Consider the following 19,467-nt stretch of genomic DNA (forward strand, 5'->3'; position numbering starts at 1 on the left):
ATTGCGCGAGCCGGCGTGTGCTCGATCTCAGGATTTGGGGCCAAAGGTCTGAATGATGAGGCATGGCAGTAACCTCGGGGGATTACTTGCCCGGCAACGCATGGACGCGGGTTGGTCCCAGGAGGAACTCGCTGATCGCTCGGGAGTGAGCGTACGGACTGTCAGGAACATCGAGACCGGTGCGGTGCAGTCACCCCGGCACTCGTCGCTGTCGCTCGTGGTGGCGGCCTTTCAGGCGGCGGGTCTTTTCGAGGCGGAGTACGTGCTTCGGGATTTCACCGACAGGAACGGGATGGAAAGCTCCGTAGCCCTGTCCGGTCGGTCGGTCGGGGTGTCGACGTCGAACGGCGCGCCTACCGGAGACGATCACGACCGGCTGGTCGGCCGGAAGAACGACATCTCCCGTATGTGCGACAGTCTGCACCGAAACCGGTGGATCACCTTGGTCGGACCCGGGGGCGTCGGCAAGACGAAGCTGGCGTTCGCCGTCGCGGACCGTTTGCGAAGTCAGTTCACGGGAGGCGTCTCGGTCGTCCATCTCGGAGAGACGTCCGTGGACCACGACGAGACGGCGATCTGGCACACGGTCTGCGAGGCTTTGCTGACCGGGGGATCGCCGGGCGACAGTTCCGAAGTCAAGCGGCGACTGGTGGTCATCGACAACATCGAGCATCTCCAGACGCCTGCGGTCCGGGTGTGCCAGCGGCTACTGGCGGAGTTCCCTGATGTATGGATTCTGATCACTTCTCGACATGCCGTGGCCGCGGCCGGGGTCAAGACCGTGGAGGTTCGACCGCTGTCCGCGGTCGATGCCGAGCGGCTGTTCCTCCACCGCGCCCTGGCCGCGTGCCCGGACCTGGACCTGACCGACCGCGGGTCCGCGGTCACGGAGATCTGCCGCAAGCTGGACGGCCTGCCGTTCGCGCTGGAGCTGGCGGCGCTGCGGCTGCGCTCACTATCGATCGACACACTGCTCGAAGCGCCGGTTCGCCAGATCGTCGCCCAGCCGAGCGTTGCCGGCCTTCCTCATCAGCGAACCCTCGTCGAGAGCGTGACCTGGAGCTACGGGATGCTCGGGGAGGAGCAGCGCCGCCTTCTGCACTGGCTGACGGGCTTCCTCGAAGACTTCACGATCAAGGATCTCCTCGGCCATCCGGATCGGAAGGCCGTCGCCGACGACTTCCCGCAGCTGTTCGACATCGTCTCCGATCTCGTCGATCGGTCCATGCTCCAGGTCTATCGTGGAGCGGAGTACCGATACTCCATGCTGGGGTCCATCCGTAAGGTGATCGGCATTCTCCAGTGATCGGACGCGGCCCTGTCCGGGCCGACGCGACGCCGCCATCGCATGCCGTCCGGCCGGCAGGCCGCACGGACCGGTGAACTGCCCCTGCGGGACAAGCGGTTCGCCCTGCCCTTGCCGGAAACCTCATCCGGCCTGGTCACGCAGCATGCTGGTACTCGTGAAGGAGGCCGCCGGGTCGGTCGGTTCGATGTATGTCGAGGCGGGCGATTTCGTCCGGATCGGTGATCGGTTCGGGGAGCGGGTGCAGCGGGCGGGCGTTCGCGATGCCCTGGTGCGGCCGGTGCGCGTTGTAGAACTGCTCGAACTCCCGCAGTGCGTGGAGGAGATGCCGCTGGTTCCAGATCAGGGTGCGGTCCAGCAGTTCACGGCGGCAGGTCTGCACCCATCTCTCCATGATGGAGTTCATGCGGGGGATCCGGATGCCGCTGAGCACGACCTCGATCCCCGCGTCGGCGGGGATCGTGTCGCACAGTTCGGGGGACTTCCCGTCCCGGTCCCGGATCAGGTAGCGGGCCTGGCAGCCGGCGTCCTGGAGGTCCATGACGGGATTCCTCGCCGCCTGCACGACCCAGGAGGTGGTCGGGTGCGCGGTCACACCCAGGATCCTGATGCGCCGGTCGGTGTGCTCGATGAACAGGACTTTGAAACGACCCTGCCCATGCCTCCCGCCTCGGGCACGAGAAGACACCGCGGGAAAAGCGGTACCTGCGTGCACTGCTTCGCCCGCAAGTCGCACAGCTACCTGGACCTCGACACCGGCCTCGGCTTCGGCTTCGACTCGCAGATCGTGGTCAAGGTGAACGCGCCGGACCTGCTGCGCCGCCAGCTCGGCTCCCGGCGCTGGCTGGGCGAGCACCTGGCGATGGGCACGAACGTCGACTGCCACCAGCGCGCGGAGGGCCGCTACCGGCTGATGCCGGGCATCCTCGGCGCCCTGCGCGACCACGCCAACCCCTTCTCGATCCTGACGAAGGGCACGCTGATCCTGCGCGACCTCGACCTGCTGCGGCAGGCCAACGAGGTGACCGACGTCGACATCTCCATCTCGATCGGCTTCACCGACCCCGAGCTGTGGCGCACCGTGGAACCGGGCTCCCCCAAAACCAGATGGGCCACCAAGTCGCGCGCGCCCGTTGTGCTGGAGGCTCTCTCGGAGATGGTGGCCACTGCTGGCCTACATGTCGCCAACGAGGCCCGCGCCCAGCGCACGTTCCGGCTGCCATCTCCCCTGCACGCGGTGCTGACGAGCGGCGAGCCGGTAGTGGACCTTCGCCTGGCGGCACCGGCCGTCGGCACGCTCGCCCGTCTCGCCGGCACCGACTGTGTCCACCGCGCGCCGGCTCGCGCCCTGCTCGATGCGCTCACCACGCACGACCGTCGCACGTGGACCGCGCAGCCCCGGGCCATGGCCCCTCGTATCCGCGCGCGACGGCTGGCTCACGACGAGATCACGGCCGAGCAGGCCCTCACCGGTGACTTGCAGCGTCTGGAGGAGGCCCTCGACGCCTTCGCCTGCGCGCCAAACACTGTTGCCGACGTCCTGGTCACGCTGTCCCAGAAGGCCATCGCATCCGACGAGGTCACGGTGCTTCTGGCCCTGTGGCCGCGGCTCGTCCGCCGATTCCTCCCGCCAGGAGGGCGGACCACCGCGGCCCTGCGCCGGGCACTGCTCCCCTTGCCGCCCTCCGGTGTTCACTGAGCTTCTTCGAGTTGGCCAGCGATCAGGTGACGGTCCACGAAGCGCAACGAGCGAGGCCCCCGAGCTGTTGATCGAGATGTCTGACTGATCCCGGAGATCAGGCTGTGCCGGTCCCCGTAGTTCCGTGGGTTGAACGTGCGCTCCAGGCTGGTGACGTGGATCAGGTATCCGCCCGCCTCCGCCGCGTCCACCAGGGCCACGCCCCGGCCGGTCTCACGGGCAAGCCGGGACACCTCGCACAGCACCAGCACGTCGCCCGGCCGTCCGAACGCGCCGGTCTCCAGGTCGGACAGCAGCTTCTCGAAGTCGTCGCGGATCCTGGTCGCGAACTTGGAGGCGCTGCCCGTGTCCTTGTACGCCTCGCCCCCACATCCACGGCCCGTGCTCCTCCGCGGCCGTGAGGTTGTCGCGGTGCCGGTCGGTGATCGATCGCGCCGCCTTGCCCTTGCCCTTGCTGACCCGCAGGTACTCACGTGCTGCCCGCGCCGCGACCACTATTGCCATGGCCTGCCCCTCCGTACGCCGTTAGGGTCGTCGTATGGCCCCTTCCAAAGCCACCGCAGGTGTAATCATGACCGTGGACGACGATCCGGGAGTCTCCCGTGCCGTCGCCCGTGACCTGCGGCGGCGCTACGGCGAGTCGTACCGGATCGTGCGCGCGGAGTCCGGCGAGTCAGCGCTGGACGCGTTGCGGGAGTTGAAGCTGCGCGGGGATCTCGTGGCGGTGATCCTGGCCGACTACCGGATGCCGCAGATGAACGGCATCGAGTTCCTGGAGCAGGCCCTGGATGTCTATCCGGGCGCGCGCCGGGTGCTGCTGACCGCGTACGCGGACACGGACGCGGCGATCGACGCGATCAACGTCGTGGACCTCGACCACTATCTGCTGAAGCCCTGGGACCCGCCGGAGGAGAAGCTCTATCCGGTCCTGGACGACCTCCTGGAGGCCTGGCGGAACAGCGACTACCGGCCCGTGCCCGCCACGAAGGTGGTCGGGCACCGCTGGTCGGCGCGTTCCTCGGACGTGCGGGAGTTCCTGGCCCGCAACCAGGTGCCGTACCGCTGGTACTCGGCCGACACCCCGGAGGGCCTGCGGCTGCTGTCCGCCGCCGGGCAGGACGGGCAGCGGCTGCCGCTCGTCATCACCGCCGACGGGTCGGTGCTCATCGAGCCGGAGGCGCCCGAGCTGGCCGCGAAGGTGGGGCTGGCGACGACGCCGACGGCCGACTTCTACGACCTCGTCGTCATCGGCGGTGGTCCGGCCGGGCTCGGCGCGGCCGTGTACGGGGCGTCGGAAGGGCTGCGGACCGTGCTCGTGGAGCGGTCGGCGACCGGTGGGCAGGCCGGGCAGAGTTCGCGGATCGAGAACTACCTCGGCTTCCCGGACGGTGTGTCCGGGGCCCAACTCACCGACCGGGCGCGGCGGCAGGCCGCCAAGTTCGGCGCCGAGATCCTCACCGCGCGCGAGGTCACGGGGCTGGAGGCCAACGGGTCGGCGCGGGTGGTGCATTTCGCGGACGGCTCGGCGGTCGCCGCGCACGCCGTGATCCTGGCGACCGGTGTGTCGTACCGCCAGCTGGATGCGCCCGGCACGCCCGACCTGACGGGCTGCGGGGTCTACTACGGCTCGGCGCTGACGGAGGCCGCCTCCTGCCAGGGGCACGACGTGTACATCGTCGGCGGCGCCAACTCGGCGGGCCAGGCGGCGATGTACCTGTCCCGGGGCGCCAAGTCGGTGACCCTGCTGGTGCGCGGGCCCTCGCTGGCCGCGTCGATGTCGTACTACCTGATCCAGCAGATCAACGAGGCGGCCAACATCTCGGTGCGCACCGGCACCGTCGTCGACGCCGTGCACGGCTCCGACCATCTGGAGCAGGTCACGCTGCGCGACACCGACAGCGGGAAGACCGAACTCGTTGACGCGCAGTGGATGTTCGTGTTCATCGGCGCGGCCCCGCTGACCAACTGGCTGGACGGCTCGGTGCAGCGGGACGACCGCGGGTTCATCCTGTCCGGACCCGACCTCACGGCGGACGGAAAGCCGCCCGCCGGCTGGGAGTTGGACCGGCCGCCGTATCACCTGGAGACCAACATTCCCGGCGTGTTCGTGGCGGGCGACGCGCGCGCCGAGTCCGCGAAACGCGTCGCGTCCGCCGTCGGAGAGGGAGCCATGGCCGTGATGCTCGTCCACCGCTACCTGGAGCAGTCATGAGCGGGCAGGTGCTGCCGTGCAGCCCGCAGGAGATCGGCACGCTGTTCCTGTTCGAGAAGCTGACGCCGGAGCAGCTCGGCAGGCTGTGCTGCGACGGGCAGGTGGAGCTGTTCGAGGCCGGGCCCGTCTACACCGAGGGTGACCCCGCGACCTGCTTCTACGTCATGATCGAGGGCACCGTGGTGCTGTCGCGGCGGGTCGGCGGCGACGACGTGGAGGTCAGCCGGACCTCGCAGCGCGGCGTGTACACGGGCGCGATGCAGGCCTACATCGGGGACCGGGTGCAGCAGGTGTACCTCAACTCGATGCGGGTGACGGAGCCTACGCGGTTCTTCGTGCTGCCCGCCGAGACGTTCGCCGCCATCATGAGCGAGTGGTTCCCGATGGCGGTGCACCTCCTGGAGGGCCTCTTCTTCGGTTCGAAGAGCACCCAGTTGGCGATCAGCCAGCGTGAACGGCTGCTGGCGCTGGGCTCGTTGTCGGCCGGGCTGACGCACGAGCTCAACAACCCGGCTGCCGCGGCCGTCCGGGCCACCTCGACGCTGCGGGAGCGGGTGGCGAAGATGCGGCACAAGCTGCGCGTCATCTCCTCCGGCCCGTACTCGCGGGAGGCTCTCGCGAACCTCATCGACATCCAGGAGCGCACGGCCGAACGCGTCGCCAAGGCGGTGTCGTTGAGCCCGCTGGAGGCCTCGGACCGCGAGGACGCGCTCACGGACTGGCTCGACGACCACGGCATCATGCAGGCCTGGCAGATCGCGCCCACCTTCGTGCAGGCCGGTCTCGACATCGACTGGCTGGACCAGGTCGCGGCGGCCGTGGACGAGGACGTCCTGCAGGCGGCGGTCGGCTGGCTCAGCTACACGGTCGAGACCGAGCTGCTGATGACGGAGATCGAGGACTCGACGACCCGGATCTCGAACCTGGTCGGCGCCGCGAAGCAGTACTCGCAGCTGGACCGCGCGCCCTACCAGGTCGCCGATGTGCACGAACTCCTCGACAGCACCCTGCTGATGCTCGGCGCGAAGGTCGGCGACCGGATCAAGGTCGTCAAGGACTACGACCGCGCGCTCCCGAAGATCCCGGCCTACCCGGCCGAGCTCAACCAGGTGTGGACCAACCTGATCGACAACGCGGTCTCCGCCATCAACAGCACGGGCGGGGAAGGCACGTTGACGGTGCGGACGGCGCTGGTGCGCGATCAGCTGATGGTGGAGTTCCGTGACACCGGGCCGGGTGTGCCGCAGGAGATCCGCGGCCGTATCTTCGATCCGTTCTTCACCACCAAGCCGGTGGGCGAGGGCACGGGGCTCGGTCTGGACATCTCCTGGCGGATCGTCGTCAACAAGCACCACGGCACCCTCCAGGTGGAGTCGGTGCCGGGCGACACCCGCTTCCAGGTCCTGCTCCCCCTCACCGCCGCCGACAACGAGACGCCCGAGGAGCCCGCATGAGCGACATCACCGGAATCGACCCCACCGTCCCGCCGAGCGGCGCGGGTTGCGTGGAGTGCGACGCGGCCGACGGCTGGTGGTTCCATCTCCGGCGGTGTGCTCAGTGCGGTCACGTCGGCTGTTGCGACGACTCCCCCGCCAAGCACGCCACGGCCCACTACCAGTCCACGGGACACCCGTTCATGCAGAGCTACGAACCCGGCGAGGACTGGTTCTGGAACTTCACCACCTCCGAGCTGTACGACTCCGGTCCCGAACTCACCGCCCCGGTGAGCCACCCGAAGGACCAGCCGGTGCCGGGTCCCGCGGGCCGCGTTCCGACGAACTGGGCCGAGACACTGCGCTGAACCGGTCTGCGGGCGGGAGGCGTCTCCCGCCCGGTGGCCAGGTGCGTTGTCGGTGGCGCGTGCCAGGATGGGGGCATGTCGTCATCCGTGGCAGCAGCGCCGCTCATCGGCCGGGACGAGGAACTCGCCCGCCTCGCCGGTGTGCTGGAGCGCGCCCGCGCGGGTACGGCCGGGGCCGTGCTGATCGCCGGGGACGCGGGCGTCGGCAAGACGCGGGTCCTGGACGAGATCGCCGGGCGGGCCGCGGGCGCCGGGATGACCGTCCTCACCGGGCACTGTGTCGATCTCGGTGACGTCGGTCTGCCGTATCTGCCGTTCACCGAGATCCTCGGGGTCCTCGCCGACGACGAGCGGTTCGCGGGCGCGCTGGCCGCGCATCCGGCGGTCGACCGGCTGCTGGGCGCCGGTTCGGACGCGGCGCGGGACGCGGGCGGCCGGCTGCGGCTCTTCGAGGGCATCGCCGGACTGCTCGCCGACCTCTCCGACATCGCGCCCCTGCTCCTGGTCCTGGAGGACCTGCACTGGGCCGACCAGTCCTCCCGAGACCTTCTCCGCTTCCTGCTCAGCCGCGGCATCCTCCAGCGCCCGGCGGGCGGCGCGCCCACCCACCGCCTCGCGGTGTTCGCGTCGTACCGCGCGGACGACCTCCACCGCCGCCATCCCCTACGGCCGCTGCTGGCCGAGCTGGTGCGGCTGCCCGCCGTGGAGCGCCTGGAGCTACGGCCCATGGGGGACGCGGAGGTCGCCCGGCTGGTGCGCGCGCTGCGCACGGGTCCGGTGCCGGACGGCACGGTCCGCCGGATCGTCGAGCGCGCCGAGGGAAACGCCTTCTACGCCGAGGAGTTGCTCGCGGCGACCGACCTGGAGGCGGGCGGTGTGCCGAGCGGTCTGGCCGACGTCCTGCTGATCCGTTTCGAGCAACTCTCCGACACCGCCCAGCAGGTGCTGCGCACCGCCGCCGTCGCCGGGCGCCGTGTCGAGTACGACCTGCTGCGTGACGCGGTCCAACTCCCCGAGGACGAGCTGGAGTCGGCGCTGCGCGAGGCCGTCGAGCGACAGCTCCTGGTGCCCGGGCACAGGGACACGTACTCCTTCCGGCACGCCCTCGCCCGCGAGGCGGTGTACGCCGACCTGCTCCCGGGTGAGCGCTCCCGGCAGCACGGCGCGTTCGCCCGTCTCCTCGCCTCGCGCGGGCACCCGGCCGAGAGCGCGGCGGAGCGCGCCCATCACTACCGCGAGAGCCACGACCTGGCCGAGGCCCTGGCCGCCTCCCTGGAGGCCGCCGACCACGCCCAGCGGGTGGGCGCGCCCGCCGAGGAGCTACGGCATCTGGAAACCGTCCTCGACCTGTGGACGTCGGTCGACCCGGCGGCCCGGCCCTCCGGCGAGGGCATCGGCAGTGTGACCCTCACCCTGCGCGCCTCGGCGGCGGCGGCCCATGCCGGGGACTCGCACCGTGCGGTCTCCCTCACCCGGTCCGCGCTCGCCGGGATCGGCCAGGACACGGACTCCGAGCTGGCCGCCCGGGTCCGCTACACCCTGGCCGGCAATCTCATGGGCGTCGACAGCCTCACGGCCGCGTTCGCGTACAGCAGCGAGGCCCTGGCGATGATCCCCGCCGAACCGCCCTCGCGGACGTGGGTGTGGGCGGCGGCCACGCATGTGCTGGCGGCGCGTCAGGTCGGCGAGGACGAGATCGCGCTGCGGGTCGCCCGCCAGGCCCTGCGCACCGCGGAGGAACTCCAACTGGACGACGCCCGGGCCGATCTGCTGATCTCGCTGGCCACGCTCGAAAAGGGCGGCCGGCGCACCCGGGAGGGCCGGGAGCGGCTCGCGGAGGCACGCGAGCTGGCCCGGCGGGCCGGGCACGCGCCCGTGGAGATGCGCGCCCTGTTCCACCTCGCCATCGGCAGTTTCGAGTCCGGGGAGCTGGAGGAGTCGCTGCCCTGGCTCACCGAGGGGCTGGACCGGGCCCGTCGCGCCGGGTTGCTCTCGTCGCCGTATCCGCTGGAGATGCGCTATCTCCAGCTCCTGGTGCTGTACACGCTGGGCCGCTGGGACGAGTGTGTGAAGGCGGCCGAGAGTGACGCGGAGGTGCTGCCGCACGCGGGCGGCTTCACCATGGGGCCCGCGCTGTATGTGGCGCTGGCGCGCGGCGACTTGAGGGCCTTGGAGCGAGCCCGTGCCCTGCTGGACGGGCCGTTCGACTGGATGGCCGCGATGGTGGCGGCCATCGTGCTCACCGACGCCGGCGCCTTCCAGGGCGACCCGGCGACGGCCGTGGAGCAGCTGCGTACCGCGGTCGCCGCGCTCACCGACGACTCCGGCCGGCGTCCCGATCTCGCGGTCCGGCTCTCCGCCCTCGCCCTGGCCGCGGTCGCCGACAGGACCGCCGCGCTACGGCTGACCGGCGACGAGGCGGGGGTGCGCCGCTGGACGGACACCGCGACGGAACTCGTCGAGCTGGCCCGGTCCGTGACCGACGCGGGTGGCGACGACCGGCCCCAGGGTCCGGAGGGACTGGCGTGGCTGGCCCGCGCCGAGGCGGAGTGGATACGGGCGGCCACCGGACCGGACGCGGCGGCCTGGGAGAAAGCGGTGTCCGCGTTCGACTACGGCGATGTCTACGAACGGGCGCGCTGCCAATTCCGTTTCGCCGAGGCCCTGTTGGCGGCCGACCGCCGCGAGGAGGCGGCCGACCAGGCCCGTGCGGCACGGGAGACGGCCGCCCGGCTCGGTGCCGCTCCCCTGCTCGCACTGCTGGACACGCTGATCCGCCGCGGCCGCCTCGGCGACCCGGCGCCGGACACCGGGGACCGCCCCTCGCCGCTGACGGCCCGCGAGCGGGACGTGCTGCGGCTGCTCGCGCTGGGCCGCAGCAACCGCCAGATCGGCGAGGAGCTGTTCATCACCGGCAAGACGGCGAGCGTCCACGTCTCCAACATCCTCGCGAAGCTGGGCGCCGCGAGCCGTACGGAGGCGGTGGCGATCGCCTACCGCCAGGGGCTGATCACCCCGGAGGCGACGGCGTCCGGCTGAGGTTCACTTCGCGCAGTCGAGGCTCTTGAGGTCGACGGCGTCGGCCATGGCCGCCATCCCCTTGTCATTGGGGTGCAGATGGTCACCGCCGTCGAAGAAGGGGAGGATCCTCTCCTGGTCGTAGGGGCTGCGGAGGATGTGGTCGAAGTCGGTGACGGCGTCGAACTCCCCGCTGTCCCGGATGAATTGGTTGACCTCCTGGCGTAGCGCCTCGGCCGCCGGGTCCCATTCGGACCAGCCCTTGAACGGTCCGACGGTGGCGCCGACGACGCACTTCCCGGCCGCGTGCGCCCGGTCGATGATCTCGCGGTAGCCGGCGATCATGTCCTGGGCGGTGACGCCGGTGTGGGCCTTGATGTCGTTGACGCCTTCGAAGAGGAACACCGTGCGGACGCCTGGATGCGACAGGACGTCGCGCTGCAGCCGGTTGAGGGCGCTCTGTCCGGCGCCGTCGGCGAGGACCTTGTTGCCGGAGATCCCTTCGTTGGCCACTCCCTTGACAGCCGTGTCGGAGCGCTGGAGCCGTCGCGCGAGATAGTCGGGCCAGCGCCGGTTGAGGTCCGACGTGGACGCCCAGCCGTCCGTGATGGAGTCGCCGAGCGTCACCACGGCGCCGGTGCCCGCGCTCGGCCGTACGGAGACGGCGTCGAGGTAGTACCAGGAGCCGATGCTGTTTGTCCAGGCGGTGGCGCCCTCCTCGCCGGTGTGGTCGCCCTGGGTGGCGTACGACGTCTGCATCGCCATGCCGTGGCCGGTGGCCGGGCCCGCCGCGTCCGGGGTGTGGATGCTGACCACCAGGTTGGTGGCGGCGGGCAACTTGCCGGAGAGCGGGTCGCTGTAGGCGACCGCGCCCGCGGGGATCGTGACCGACCGCTCACCGCCGAAGGTGAGCCGCCGATTGGAGCCGGGCACGAGCGCGGCGCCCGCTTGTTGCACACCGGCCCAGACGTTGTCGAAGGTCACCGGCCGGTCGCCGAAGGCGTTGGAGAGCCGGATCCGCAGATCGCTGCCGGCCACGCTGGTGTGCACGATCAGCCGGTAACCGCGGTCGGCGACGCCGTCGCCCAGGTGGTCGGCGCTCGATCCCCAGGTGATGACGGGTTTCGGGTCGTTCAAGGCCTTCACCTGTGTCTGTGCTTGCGGTTGTGCGTGTGCGGGTCCGGCCTGGAAGGCGGCGGCGAGCAGGAGGAGTGCGGCCGTACGGCGCAGTCGTGCCGGTCCGGCCGTCACCGGGCGAAGTCCCGCAGCGTGACGGACGCACCCGGCGCCAGGCGCACCGTCCGGGAGGTGGAGCCGTGGACGACCGTCGTGGTCCGGCCGCTGATGCTGCGGATCTTCACCTCGGTCGGTTTCCCGTTCCGCCAGTGCAGGTCGACGACGAAGCCGCCGCGGGCACCGACACCCGTGACGGAGCCGGACTCGGCCCAGGCGTCGGGGAGGGCGGGGAGGAGTTCCAGGTGGCCCGGGCGGGAGTAGAGCAGCATCTCGATCATCGCGGCGGGGGTGCCGAAGTTGGCCTCGATCTGGAAGATGCCGCGGCCCACTTCGACCTGGTAGATGTCGAAGAGGTTGGAGGCGGTGCCGTTGCTGCCGTCGGTGGACGGGCGGAGGTTGTTGACGACCAGTTGGTAGGCCTTGTCGGCGTTCTTCAGCCGGGACCAGCACAGGCTGCGCCAGGCGTTGGCCCAGCCGAAGCTGTCCATGCCGCGGGCCGTGAGCAGGGCGGTGGCGCCGTCGACGATGTCCTTCGGGGTGGAGCCGTCGGGGCGGATGCGGTCACCGGGGAAGAGGCCGATGAGCGGGGACAGGTGCCGGTGGGTGGTCTCGCCGAGGTTGTCGGGCGACATCCACTCCTCCAGCCAGCCCGTCTTGGGGCTGACCACCGGGAGGTACAGCTTCTTGCGAAGGCCCGCGATCGTACCGGCGTAGCCGGTGTCCTTCTTCAACTCGGCTGCCGCTACGCAGTAGTTGCCGAACAGCGCCCACACCAGTTCCTGGGCGTAGGTGATGCCCTTCGCGTCGAGCGGGCCCTGTTCGGGCGACCAGTCGCTGTCGGCGATGAGCACCTCCTTCGAGGTGCCGGGCAGCGTGGTGGTGAGCAGCCGCGCCTCCCAGAACTCGACGGCGCCCTTCAGCAGCGGGTAGATCTTGGCGAGATGGGCGCGCGAGCCCGTGTACTCGTAGTGCTCCCAGAGGGTGTTGCTCAGCCAGGCGCTACCGGCCGGGTGCCACCACCAACCTCCGCCGCCGTACGGGTTGGTGGAGATGGCGATGGTCCAACCGGCGTTCTTTCCGCTGGAGTTGCGGTAGCGGTTGCGCGAGTCGTTGAAGAGCCTGCGCGTGAGGTCGGTCCAGTCCGGGAGCTGGGCGACGCAGTAGTCGGTGAACGCGTCGAAGCACTGGGACAGTCCGGCGCGGTCGGCCATCCAGTAGTTCATCTGGATGTTGATGTCGGTGTGGTAGTCGCCCATCCAGTCGGGGTCGTTGCCGTCGAGCCAGTTCCCCTGGAGGCCCATCGGCAGACTCCCCCGGGAGCCGGCGATCATCAGATACCGGCCGAACTGGAGGTAGGCGGCTTCGAGTTCGGGGTCGGGGACGCCGTCCCGGGCGCGGGCCTGAATGCGCTCCCAGGTGTCCAGGGCACGCTGGTCGGCGGACGAGGTACCGAGCGAGACGTCCAGCTGCCCGAACAACGCGCTGTGGTCGGCGACATGGGTGTGCAGCAGGGTGTCCGCCGTGTGCCGGGCCGCGGCGGCGACCTTGGTGCGGGCCAGCTTCTGCGGGTCCAGGGACGGGTCGCGGTAGTGCGCGGCGGCGTTGGGCGCGTAGTTGGTGCCGCCGCTCACCACGACGGTGACGTCCTTGCAGCCGGAGAAGGCGACGCTCGAGCCGTTCACCGTGACGCTGCCGCCGGTGCCGTACGCCGTGACGGCGGCGCCGTAGCGCAGGCCGTTGGCGAGGGTGCCGCCGAACGAGCGGGCGTCACCGGTCCCTTCACCGTGCGTGCCCGCCAGGTCGACGGTGCCGGTGTAGCGTCCGCCGCCGCTCTGGGTGAAGTGCAGGACGATCACGTCGTCGGGGCGGCTGGCGAACACCTGCCGCTTGTACGTCACTCCGGAGCGGACGTACGAGGTGGTCGCCAGGCCCTGTTCCAGGTCGAGGGTGCGGCGGTAGCCGGAGACCGCGCCCAGGTCGTGGTCGGGGATGTCGACGGTGAGCCGGGCGAGCAGGGTGAGGGAGCCGAAGTCGTCGCGGCCGTAGGGGAATTGGCCGTCCGAGTCGAGGGTGTCGTTGAGGCCGCCGGTCCACATGGTGGCGTCGGTGATGAGGAGGACTTCGTGGCCGGGGTCGTTGCTCGCGAGGGCGCCGAGCCGGCCGTTGCCGACGGGGAGGCCCTGTTCGATCATCGAGTTGTCGTCGGCCGGGGCCTGCCACCACAGGGTGTTGAGTGAAGTGCCGCTGCTGTACGAGGTGTTGGTGGGGCGCTGCGGTGCGGCCGAGGCGGTGAAGGCGGGCAGGCCGACGAGGGCGCCGGTGGCCGCGGCGAGGGCGAGCAGATTGCGTCTGGGCAGGTCGGACAGTGCACTGGACATGGCGGTCTCCGAAAAGGTCGGCTCAGGAGGAGGAGTTGGGCACGTCGATCCGGTCGATGTCCGGTGCGTAGCCCGAACCGCTGTCGAAGGTGATCGTGTTGGCGCCCGCCTTGAGGGTCACCGGCACGCTGACCGTCCCGACGGTCCCCCAGTCGCCGGTGGACGGGAACTTGTGACTGGTGGCGCCGTTGCCGTTCGCGGAGATGCTCGCCGAGCGGGAGTCGCCGCTGACGTAGGCGATCTTCACCTGGTAGGTGCCGGCCTTGGCGGCGACGACGTTGTTGATGGTGAGCTTGCCGCCGACGTAGAGGTTGCCGACCTTCTTACCGTCGGAGCAGGCCGAGCAGTCGGCGACGGAGGCGTTGCCGGAGAGGGTGTTGGTGGACGCCTCGGCCTCGTAGGCGGTCGAGGTGACGGCGCTGCCGTGCGGGGTGACGGTGAAGAGGCGCGAGCCGTGGGCGGGCAGGGCCTGGGTCACCTTGTTGGTGTAGGTGCCGAGGTCCTCGTGGTTCCAGAGGTCACGGACGGCGGCCTTGCCGGTGAAGCCGAGGGTCGTCCAGTTCGCGGAGACGGCGGCGGGGGCGTCGGCGAGGTTGAACAGGGCGACGGTGTAGGTGCCGTTGGGGTTCTTCGCCGCCCACACCTGCTGGGCGTCGGACGGGGTGACCGGGCGCGCGGGCGGCGCGTCGCTCTGGTCCACGCCGATGACCTCGCGGTTGGTGAGCAGCGAGAGGCCGTAGTCGTCGAGGCGGGTGAGGTCGTCGCCGGTGAAGAGCGGGGACTTGGCGACCGCCCAGAGGGTCGCGTAGCTCTGGCGCTCCGCCTTGGTCAGGCCGTCCATCGCGCCGCTGCCGACGTCGAGGGAGTCGAGGTCGTTCCAGCCGCCGGGGCCTGCCTGGCCGGTCCACGCGGGGGTGTCGTCCCAGCGGTCGTCGACCGAATTCTCCCAGCTGACAAGGGTGTTGCAGTAGCACTCGACGTCGGTGTCGATGCGCCAGCCGTTGGAGTACTTCTTCCAGTCGGCGGCGTGCCCGTAGTCCAGGGACCAGGACAGTTCCAGGTGGATCGGGCGTCCGACGGCGGTGATGGCCTTGTTCCAGGCGGCCACATCGGCAACGTTGTCGTATTGGTCACCGCTCTTTCCGGAACCCGGACCGACACCGTCGAGCTTGAGGTAGTCGTAGCCCCAGTCGGCGATCAACTGGGCCTGGGAGTCGATGTACTTCTGGGTGCAGGGCCGGGAGAAGTCGAGTTTGTAGGAGCTGTCCCAGCCGTTGGTGGTGCGCAGGTCGCTGTAGACGATGTCGGCGGTGGTGCAGCCGTCGGCATTCCAGATGGGCGTCTTGCCGCCGTTGTAGGCCTCCTTCTCCAGGCCCGCCGGCAGGTAGATGCCGGCCTTGAGGCCCTTGGAGTGGATGCGGTCGGCGACGGCCTTCATGCCGCTGGGGAAACGTTTCGGATCGGCCTTCTGGCGGCCGTACTGGTCGTACTCGGGCGTCCAGTCGTTGGCGCGCCACCAGCCGGCGTCGATGTTGACGTAGTCGTACCCGTACTTCTTCAGCTTGCTCGCGAGTGCGTCGGTCTGCTTGTTGACGTTCGCCTCGGTCAGGTAGCTGTAGTCGCCGTCCGGGTTGAGGCCGGGGTACTTGGACGACTGCATGCTCCAACTCGACCAGCCCATATAGGGCTTGGCGGCGACGGCCGAGGCCGGGTCCGCCGTGGGCGTGGCCGCCTGTGCGGCGGGGAGGTAGGTGGCGAAGCCGGCGGTGAGGGCCAGGACCACCATGGCTCTCACTGCGCGGACAGGCGTGAGGGAGTACATCGTCGGGCTCCTCGTGCGGGTAGGAGTGTGGCGGGGGTCGAGTGTGGTCGTGCGGGCTAGTCGGCGGCTCGGATGAAGGACTGGATCGCGGTGGCGGCGGCCCCGCGCGCCCATTCGTCGAAGGGCAGGGGACGGGTGTGTACGTCGCACCGGGCGGCGGAGCCGAAGGCGGCGGCGGCGAAGGAGTCGCGGATCTGCTCGGCGAACAGGTCATAGGCGGCCAGGCCCTCGCCGGAGATGATCACGCGTTCGGGGCCGAGCAGGTTGGCCACCGTCGCGATGCCCCGGCCGATCGCCTCACCGGCCCGCGCGTACACCTCGCGCGCTCCGGCGTCGCCCCGGTGCGCGAGGGCCAACGCCTCGGCGGTGTCGGCGACCTGGACGCCGGTGACCTCGCGGACGCGGGCGACGATCGCGGCGTCCCCGGCGATCGCCTCGACGCAGCCGCGGTTGCCGCAGTGGCACAGGGGCCCGGCGGGGTCGACGACCACATGCCCGATCTCACCGGCCACGCCGTGGGCGCCGGCGACGACCTGGCCGTGCACGACCAGTCCGCAGCCGATGCCCGCGCCGACGGTCACCACGGCGAAGTCCGTGAGGCCCGCGCCGGCGCCGAACCACTGCTCGGCGACGGTCAGCGCGCGCACGTCGTTGTCGACGGTGACCGGCAACCCCGTTGTCATGGCGGCCAGTTCGGCCAGGCGTACGTCACGCCACTCCAGGAACGGCGAGTAGCGGACGACCCCTTCGCCGCGGTCCACGTCACCGGAGACCGCGAGGCCGAGGCCGAGCACCCGGATGCCCAAGTCGTCCGCCTCGGTGCGGAGTTCCTGGGCCAGGTCGGCGATCGACGACAACACCGCCTTGGGGTCGCGGTCGGTCAGCGGCACATGGCGGGCGACGCGGATGCGGCAGCACAGGTCGGCGAGGACACCGATGATCTCGTCGCCGGTCACCTTGACCCCGATGAACAACGCCCGCCCGCCGTCGACCCGTACGAGGTTCGCGGGCCGCCCGAGTGCCGGGGGCGCGTCCTGGTCGGCGCCCTCCGCCAGGTACCCGGCCTCCATCAGCGGCCGGACCGCCTTGGTCACGGCGGCCGCCGACAGCCCTGCCCGGCGGGCCACCTCAAGCCGGGTGAGGGGGCCGTGGGACAGCACGGTCGTGAAGACCTGCGAGACGGCCGGCGTGTGGGCCGGGAACGACTCGGTACGGGGGATCGAGCGCATGGCGGGAACCTAGATCCCTTCTTTTCCGCCGTCAATAAAAGAAGCAGGATTTGTCGAAGCGAAGTTGTGAGTCGCCTGAGCCGAGTCGATGGCGGCCGAGGCCGCGTTGTCAGTGCCGGGCGGCACAATCGCCGTATGACGACAATCGATTGGCCCGAGCTGACCCACGCCTACGGCAGCGCCGAGAACATCCCTGGCCTGTTCGCGCGACTCGGCGGCAGCGAGGACGACGCCGTGTGGCAGGAGTTGTGGGGTTCGCTGTGCCACCAGGGCTCGGTGTACGACGCGAGCTGGGCGGCGATGCCGGTGCTCACCGACATCGCGCTGGGCCGGGCGCCGGGCGGGCCGATACAGGCGGTCACCATGGCCGGGCTGATCACCACGGACCCGGACGAGGAGTGCCGTGAGCGGTACACCCACGAGATAGGCCAACTGCTCGATGTGGCACGGGCGTTGCGCGCGGATCCCGGGCAGGACGCCCACACCTTCGTCTATCTCCAGATGGCCGTGCTCGCCTTCGAGGAAGGTGGAGTGTGGGCCGAGGCGCTGGAAGGGGTGAACAGCGAGGAGTACGACCTGGAGTGCCCCGAGTGCGAGGACGGCCTGTTCGTCGCGTTCGGCTCGTACGGCGTCTTCACCTCGGCCGGCGACTACGTGACCGGCGTCGGCAAGGAGGACACGGAGGGGCGCACGGAACTCGTACCGGCCACGCCCGACCGGCTCGACGGCATCGGGGCGCGGCTGCACGGCGAGGCGGTCGAGTTCGGGCAGACGGAGGTCGCGACGGCGTTGACGTACGTGTTCGGGAAGGCCAGTTGCCCTTCCTGCGAGGCCGAGTTCACCGTGTCCGAGGAGATCGAGAAGCAGTGGATCTGAGGAGGTCGAGAAGCAGTAGGCCTGCGGCCGGGCGGCCGGGCGCCCCGCTCGCGGCAGGGCACCCGGACGGTCATCAGTGCCTGGCGGCAGGGGTGTTGGCGACCGTGACGTTCACCGCGGCCCAGGCCTGGTCGACGGTCTTGTACGCCGTGCTGCTCGCGCCGTAGAGGTCCGCCGCCGCCTTCAGTGTCGCGGTGCGCGCGTCGTGGAAGTCGGTGCTGGACACCATGTAGCGGGTCAGCGCGCGGTAGAAGATCGCCGTGGCCTTGGCGCGTCCGATGCCGGTGACCGTCGAACCCTCGTAGGTGGGCGAGTCGTAGGCGAAGCCGCCGATCGTCTTGCGGCCGCTGCCCTCCGCGAGGAGGTAGTACGCGTGCGAGGAGACTCCGGAGCCTGCGTGCACCTCGGCGTCGTACGTCTGCGGCGCCCAGTAGTCGATCGTGCCCTCCAGCTTGTCGAGGGAGGGGTGGTCGAGGCGGCGCAGGAACTTCTGGGCGAGGCCGAGCTTCTCGCCGATCAGGTAGTTCGGCGGGTTCTTCGCGTTGTTGGCGCTGAACTCGACGTTGGAGCCGAAGATGTCCGCGAGGGACTCGTTCAGCGAGCCCGCCTCGCCGTACTGGTTGCCGTCCGCGTCGACGCGGGTGGGCTCCAGCTTTGCGGTGGCGTCCACGACGCCGTGGGTGAGTTCGTGGCCGGTGACGTCGAGGACGACGAGCGGCTTCTTGAACATGTCGCCGTCACCGTCGCCGTAGAGCATGCAGCCGCAGGTCGAGTCCCAGAAGGCGTTGGCCACCTTGTCGCCGAAGTGGACCATGCCGCGGGCGGCCTTGCCGTTGTTCGCTATGCCCTTGCGGCCGAAGGTCTTCTTGTAGAAGTCCAGGGTCTTGGTGATGCCGTACTGGGCGTCGACGGCGGCGCTGTCGCGGTGCGAGACGGCGCCGTTGCCCCACTTGTCGGTGGTGCTGGTGAACTTCTTGCCCTGCGCGAAGTTCTCCAGTTCCTTCCCCTTGGCGTCGCGGGTCTCGGTGCCCCAGCGGGTCGGGTCCTTGAGGAGGTAACTGGTGCGCGCCGTACGGGTGGTGGTCAGCGGCACCTTGCCGACGAAGAGGGAGGTGCCGGTGCCCGAGGCGGTGACCGGGTAGTGGACCGCGCGGGTCGCGGCGGCTGCCGTGAGGGGCCTCGGCTGTACGGCGGTACCGGTGGCGGGATCCAGGGTCTCGCCGCGCTCGCGCAGGGTGTCGAGCAGCTTGGGCGAGAGGAACTCGTCGCTGTCGGGGGTGTTGCTGCGGACCTTGCCGGTGACGGCGTCGATGACGACCGTGCGGGTGCCGGCGGCCTCGGCGGTGCTGCTGTCGCTGACAGGTATTCGGTAGGCGAGGGCGGCTCCCCCGTCCCGGGCGTCCACCACGAGTTCGGCGGTGCCCGCGTCGCCCTTTCCTACGGCGGCGGCCTTCGCCTCGGCCTGACCTGCGGTCAGCTTGGCCCGAGTGGTCGCAAGCTTGACGCTCCGGTCGGCCGCCCGGGTGACGCCGGTGTAGGCCAGCCGGTGGGACAGATGGACGACGAGGTCGCCGCCGAGGACCGGCATGCCCTGGTGCGTGCGTATGAACCGCACGTGCCGTGCGCCCTCGGGGTCGATCATCACGTCCTGGGCCCGGAGTTCATCGCCCCGTGTGACACCGGTCGCCGACGCGTGCGCGAACGCGGCGGCACGCGCGGCCGTGACGACCGAAGCGGCGGTGGTGCCGGTCGAGGCCGCCGCACGATCCGCCCCCGTGGCCGTGGCCGGTCCCGCGAAGGCCGTTCCGGCCAGCCCCGTGGCGGCCGTCGTCACCGCGACGGCGACCGCCAGGCTGCGTATGTGGGGTCCACGCATGGATGAGGGCTCCT

Annotated in this window: 13 protein-coding genes and 1 pseudogene; 7 read left to right on the plus strand and 7 right to left on the minus strand. The window is 70.4% G+C overall.

Going from position 1 to position 19,467, the window contains the following annotated elements; translation table 11 throughout:
* The first annotated feature begins 55 nt into the window (after positions 1 to 55).
* The gene (locus tag ACFWP5_RS08100) at positions 56 to 1,306 is read left to right on the plus strand and encodes an ATP-binding protein (RefSeq protein ID WP_384152044.1); all 1,251 of its coding nucleotides are present in this window, start codon (positions 56 to 58) and stop codon (positions 1,304 to 1,306) included.
* A 136-nt stretch (positions 1,307 to 1,442) separates the two neighbouring features.
* Here the strand turns inward: ACFWP5_RS08100 and ACFWP5_RS08105 are convergent, their stop codons facing one another.
* Entirely contained in the window at positions 1,443 to 1,901 is a 459-nt protein-coding gene (locus ACFWP5_RS08105; RefSeq protein ID WP_384152047.1) for an integrase core domain-containing protein, read from the minus strand.
* 93 nt (positions 1,902 to 1,994) lie between these two features.
* Between ACFWP5_RS08105 and ACFWP5_RS08110 the strand changes: the two are divergent.
* Positions 1,995 to 2,405 (plus strand): annotated as a pseudogene (locus tag ACFWP5_RS08110) (radical SAM protein); the annotation flags it as partial.
* Positions 2,406 to 2,998: 593 nt separating this feature from the next.
* On the opposite strand, the gene ACFWP5_RS08115 reads toward ACFWP5_RS08110, so the two are convergent.
* Complete coding sequence (locus ACFWP5_RS08115) at positions 2,999 to 3,478, minus strand: recombinase family protein (RefSeq protein WP_384152050.1); 480 nt, start codon at positions 3,476 to 3,478, stop codon at positions 2,999 to 3,001.
* A gap of 65 nt (positions 3,479 to 3,543) precedes the next feature.
* Here ACFWP5_RS08115 and ACFWP5_RS08120 point away from each other — a divergent pair, with 65 nt between their 5' ends.
* From ACFWP5_RS08120 to ACFWP5_RS08135, 4 genes are all read left to right on the plus strand, one after another.
* Positions 3,544 to 5,217: an FAD-dependent oxidoreductase gene (locus ACFWP5_RS08120; RefSeq protein WP_384152053.1), complete on the plus strand. Its 1,674-nt coding sequence runs from the start codon at positions 3,544 to 3,546 to the stop codon at positions 5,215 to 5,217.
* Positions 5,214 to 6,671, plus strand: coding sequence for an ATP-binding protein (locus ACFWP5_RS08125; RefSeq protein WP_384152056.1), 1,458 nt, complete (start codon positions 5,214 to 5,216; stop codon positions 6,669 to 6,671). Before ACFWP5_RS08120 ends, ACFWP5_RS08125 begins: the two co-directional genes overlap by 4 nt.
* A complete protein-coding gene (locus ACFWP5_RS08130) occupies positions 6,668 to 7,018 on the plus strand; it encodes a UBP-type zinc finger domain-containing protein (RefSeq protein ID WP_384152059.1) in 351 nt (116 codons plus the stop codon). The genes ACFWP5_RS08125 and ACFWP5_RS08130 overlap by 4 nt, the downstream gene beginning before the upstream one ends.
* A 75-nt stretch (positions 7,019 to 7,093) precedes the next feature.
* Positions 7,094 to 10,057, plus strand: a complete 2,964-nt coding sequence (locus tag ACFWP5_RS08135) for an AAA family ATPase (protein WP_384152062.1) — start codon at positions 7,094 to 7,096, stop codon at positions 10,055 to 10,057.
* Between the two features lie 3 nt (positions 10,058 to 10,060).
* Here the strand turns inward: ACFWP5_RS08135 and ACFWP5_RS08140 are convergent, their stop codons facing one another.
* Genes ACFWP5_RS08140 through ACFWP5_RS08155 form a run of 4 tightly spaced genes read right to left on the minus strand, consistent with a single transcriptional unit; the run spans position 10,061 to position 16,701 of the window.
* Positions 10,061 to 11,287 carry an SGNH/GDSL hydrolase family protein gene (locus tag ACFWP5_RS08140; RefSeq protein WP_384152065.1) on the minus strand — a complete coding sequence of 409 codons (1,227 nt, stop codon included), beginning with the start codon at positions 11,285 to 11,287 and terminating at the stop codon, positions 10,061 to 10,063.
* Entirely contained in the window at positions 11,284 to 13,650 is a 2,367-nt protein-coding gene (locus ACFWP5_RS08145) for a glycoside hydrolase N-terminal domain-containing protein (protein ID WP_384152068.1), read from the minus strand. The genes ACFWP5_RS08140 and ACFWP5_RS08145 overlap by 4 nt, the downstream gene beginning before the upstream one ends.
* Positions 13,651 to 13,672: 22 nt before the next feature.
* Positions 13,673 to 15,472 carry an alpha-galactosidase D gene (locus tag ACFWP5_RS08150; RefSeq protein WP_384152071.1) on the minus strand — a complete coding sequence of 600 codons (1,800 nt, stop codon included), beginning with the start codon at positions 15,470 to 15,472 and terminating at the stop codon, positions 13,673 to 13,675.
* A 56-nt stretch (positions 15,473 to 15,528) separates the two neighbouring features.
* Positions 15,529 to 16,701, minus strand: coding sequence for an ROK family protein (locus tag ACFWP5_RS08155; RefSeq protein WP_384152074.1), 1,173 nt, complete (start codon positions 16,699 to 16,701; stop codon positions 15,529 to 15,531).
* Between the two features lie 135 nt (positions 16,702 to 16,836).
* Between ACFWP5_RS08155 and ACFWP5_RS08160 the strand changes: the two genes are divergently transcribed.
* Positions 16,837 to 17,577, plus strand: a complete 741-nt coding sequence (locus tag ACFWP5_RS08160) for a hypothetical protein (protein ID WP_384152077.1) — start codon at positions 16,837 to 16,839, stop codon at positions 17,575 to 17,577.
* Between the two features lie 73 nt (positions 17,578 to 17,650).
* Here ACFWP5_RS08160 and ACFWP5_RS08165 read toward each other — a convergent pair whose 3' ends face one another.
* Positions 17,651 to 19,453 carry a M4 family metallopeptidase gene (locus ACFWP5_RS08165; RefSeq protein ID WP_384152080.1) on the minus strand — a complete coding sequence of 601 codons (1,803 nt, stop codon included), beginning with the start codon at positions 19,451 to 19,453 and terminating at the stop codon, positions 17,651 to 17,653.
* Positions 19,454 to 19,467: the final 14 nt, after the last annotated feature.

The sequence above is a fragment of the Streptomyces sp. NPDC058469 genome, from assembly GCF_042721125.1.
Lineage (GTDB): Bacteria > Actinomycetota > Actinomycetes > Streptomycetales > Streptomycetaceae > Streptomyces.

Coding starts and splice junctions, on each gene's coding strand:
- ACFWP5_RS08100 (WP_384152044.1), top strand. CDS start 56: ATGAGGCATGGCAGTAACCTCGGGGGATTACTTGCCCGGCAACGCATG.
- ACFWP5_RS08120 (WP_384152053.1), top strand. CDS start 3,544: ATGGCCCCTTCCAAAGCCACCGCAGGTGTAATCATGACCGTGGACGAC.
- ACFWP5_RS08125 (WP_384152056.1), top strand. CDS start 5,214: ATGAGCGGGCAGGTGCTGCCGTGCAGCCCGCAGGAGATCGGCACGCTG.
- ACFWP5_RS08130 (WP_384152059.1), top strand. CDS start 6,668: ATGAGCGACATCACCGGAATCGACCCCACCGTCCCGCCGAGCGGCGCG.
- ACFWP5_RS08135 (WP_384152062.1), top strand. CDS start 7,094: ATGTCGTCATCCGTGGCAGCAGCGCCGCTCATCGGCCGGGACGAGGAA.
- ACFWP5_RS08145 (WP_384152068.1), bottom strand. CDS start 13,650: ATGTCCAGTGCACTGTCCGACCTGCCCAGACGCAATCTGCTCGCCCTC.
- ACFWP5_RS08150 (WP_384152071.1), bottom strand. CDS start 15,472: ATGTACTCCCTCACGCCTGTCCGCGCAGTGAGAGCCATGGTGGTCCTG.
- ACFWP5_RS08155 (WP_384152074.1), bottom strand. CDS start 16,701: ATGCGCTCGATCCCCCGTACCGAGTCGTTCCCGGCCCACACGCCGGCC.
- ACFWP5_RS08160 (WP_384152077.1), top strand. CDS start 16,837: ATGACGACAATCGATTGGCCCGAGCTGACCCACGCCTACGGCAGCGCC.
- ACFWP5_RS08165 (WP_384152080.1), bottom strand. CDS start 19,453: ATGCGTGGACCCCACATACGCAGCCTGGCGGTCGCCGTCGCGGTGACG.